Raw genomic sequence first — 2917 nt, forward strand, 5'->3', positions numbered from 1 at the left:
CCAGCTCCAGCTCCAGCTCCAGCTCCAGCTCCAGCTCCAGCTCCAGCTCCAGCACCTGCTCCAGCACCTGCTCCAGCACCTGCTCCAGCACCTGCTCCAGCACCTGCTCCAGCACCTGCTCCAGCACCTGCTCCTGCTCCTGCTCCTGCTCCAGCTCCTGCTCCTGCTCCTGCTCCTGCTCCAGGCGGTGCGGTTTCTTGCGCCACTGGCGCCGTCACCTGCGTCGAAGTGGCTTCCAGCAGCTCGCAGGCCCAGGCCTCGGTGCCACTGACGTTTGGCCAGCCCTTCAAGGCCGGCGACTGGTTGTCTTCACAAGGTCTGGTCGCCACCGACAACAACGGCGCTTCGGTGCCGGTGCAGGCCGATGAGATCTCGTCCCACCGCGACGGCTCGGTGCGCTTTGCCGTGCTCAGCGCCAAGCTGAGCAATCTGCAAGGCAACGAGAAGCGTGTGATCAACCTCTTCACCGCCAGCAAGACCAGCAGCACCCCGGTGGTGCCCGCCGATCCGGCCTGGAACATGGAGGTCGTGGCCAACCTGTCCGGCACCGCCTACACCGCCCTGCCCCAAGAGCAGCTCAAGCAGCAGATCAAGGACGGCCAGGGACGCCGCCTGAGCGGCGGCGTGGCCACCGAGTACACCGTGGTCGCCCCGCTCAAGAACAGCGCCGGTGTGGCACACCCCCACCTGGTGGCCCGCCTGTATGTGCGCGTGTACGAGAACGGCCAGCGCATCCGCACCGATGTCGTGATGGAGAACAACCGCACCTTCGTCGCCGGCCCCAGCAACCTCACCTACAGCCTGACCATCAAGCAAAACGGCAGCACGGTGCACACCCAGCCCTCGTTCACCCACTACCACCACGCCCGCTGGCACAAGGTGGTCTGGACCGGCTCGGCACCCCAGTTCAACCTGCGCCACAACATGCCGTACTTCATGGCCAGCAAGATGACGCTCAACTACGACCTGAGCCTGAAGGTGCCCGAGAGCGTGCTGGCCGCTGACGCCAACTCCCTGGCCAACGCCAACACCGCGCCCATGGGACCGGCTTACATCCTGCCCTACTTCCCCACCACCGGCGGGCGCAGCGATATCGGTCCTCTGCCACGCTGGGCCGCTCTCTACCTGGTGACGCAGGACCCACGTGCCCGCGCCAGCTTGCTGGCCAATGCCGACGCCGGCGCCAGCGTGCCCATCCACTACCGCGACGAGAGCACCGACGACCAGCCCCTGAGCATCGACCGCCACCCCCAGGTCACGCTGCGCTACGACAGCTCCATCCCCTCGGTGCCCAAGGGCAGCGGCTCCACCATCTGGGAGGCCGACCAGTCGCACCAGCCCTCGCTGTCCTACGTGCCCTACCTGATCACGGGCGACGCCTTCTACCAAGACGAGCTCATGTTCTGGGCCAACTGGAATCTGACCTACGCCCCACCCGGCGACATCTACCGCAACTTCGCCGCCGGTCTGGTGCACTGGGAGCAGGTGCGGGGCCAGGCCTGGATGCTGCGTGCACTGGGTGAAGCCGCCCACGCCCTGCCCGACAACCACCCGCGCAAGGCCTACTTCAACACCTTGCTGGCCAACAACATGAACTGGTACGAGAAGCAGTACCTCACCGGCTCCAGCGAATCGCCCATGGGTGCGATCGAAAAGGGCGATGAATACGGCAAATCGGCCCCATGGCAGAACGACTTTGTGGGCGTGGTGTTCAGCTTGCTGGCCGACCAGGGCGTGCCCAAGGCACAGAGCATCCTGAACCACTTCAGCAAGCTCAACGTGGGTCGCTACAACAACGAGGCCAACGGCTTCTGTGCCGCCAAGGGCCCAGGCTACTACTGGTACATCCGCGATGGCAGCAACAACTTCATCAACAGCTGGAGCGCCCTGTATGCCCGCAACTACTCGGGTGACGTGGGCAAGCCTTGCAGCAGCGTGAGCTTCGAGGGTTACCCCAACGACGCCGCCGGTGCCGCCGCCTACTCGCGGGGCATGCTGGGTGCAGCGGCCGGTTCGGGTGTCAGTGGAGCGGCTGCCGCCTACGCCAAGTGGAAGAGCATGACCCCGGGCATGGACTCCGCCTTCACCGCGGACCCCACCTGGGCCATCGTGCCGCGCTGACGTAGCGGTTCGGGCGGCGCCACGCGCGCCACCGACACGTCGGTTCCTCAAAAAAGAAAGAGGCCCTGCACGGGCCTCTTTCTTTTTCGCCATACCCATCAGGATTGCTGGGTTTGCAGCTGCAGCAACAAGGCGTCCAGCAGGTACTTGGTCGCCCAGTTCGGGTATCCCGCCCGCATATAACCACCAAACAGCGGGAACGAGCCGGCCAGTGCGCCCACCACGCCTGGGTCGGCCGACTCGGTAACTTGCAAGGCCTTCAAATAGTTCAGCAAGCGGTCCGCCGTGCGGCTGTACTGGGACTCACCGGTCTGATCCGCCAGCCGGTAGAGCACGATGGCTATTTGTGCAGAGCCGGTCAGGCAAGCGGAAAAAACGGCAGGCTCCCAGCCGGACGTGAAACGCCCGTGCAAGAAGCCCTTGTCCGACACCAGGGGGGTCAGCGCGTTGGCGGTCAAACACACGGCTTCCACAAAATCGGGGCGCCCCGCCAGAATGCCGACTTCCAGAACCCCTTGCAGGGTGTAGCCGATGGTGTGGGTCAGCGGCGCTTCAGAACGGTTCAGGCAGTTGTGGGCAAACCAGCCATTGCTTTGCTGCTGGCGCAGCGCCGCTTCGATCGCACGCACGGCCGCCGCTTTATAAGACGCTTCGTCGACCAGCACGCCAAAGCGGTACACCGCCCATGCACACAGGCAGGTATAGGTCTTGACCTCACCGGCGGTGACAAACGCGCCATTGGTCTTGAAGTACCCCCGGTCATCGAGATCGTTGACGAGAAAATCCGCCGCGCGCC

1 protein-coding gene and 1 pseudogene are annotated in these 2917 nt (G+C 64.8%); one reads left to right on the forward strand and one right to left on the reverse strand.

Annotation, left to right across the window (positions count from 1 at the left end; translation table 11 throughout):
• The first annotated feature begins 228 nt into the window (after window positions 1–228).
• A complete protein-coding gene (locus tag ABYB95_RS20580) occupies window positions 229–2121 on the forward strand; it encodes a hypothetical protein (protein WP_372661274.1) in 1893 nt (630 codons plus the stop codon).
• A gap of 98 nt (window positions 2122–2219) precedes the next feature.
• On the opposite strand, the pseudogene ABYB95_RS20585 reads toward ABYB95_RS20580, so the two are convergent.
• A pseudogene (locus ABYB95_RS20585) lies at window positions 2220–2917 on the reverse strand (hypothetical protein); the annotation flags it as partial.

Origin of the sequence: Hydrogenophaga sp. (assembly GCF_041633695.1) — a bacterium.
GTDB lineage: Bacteria > Pseudomonadota > Gammaproteobacteria > Burkholderiales > Burkholderiaceae_C > Hydrogenophaga.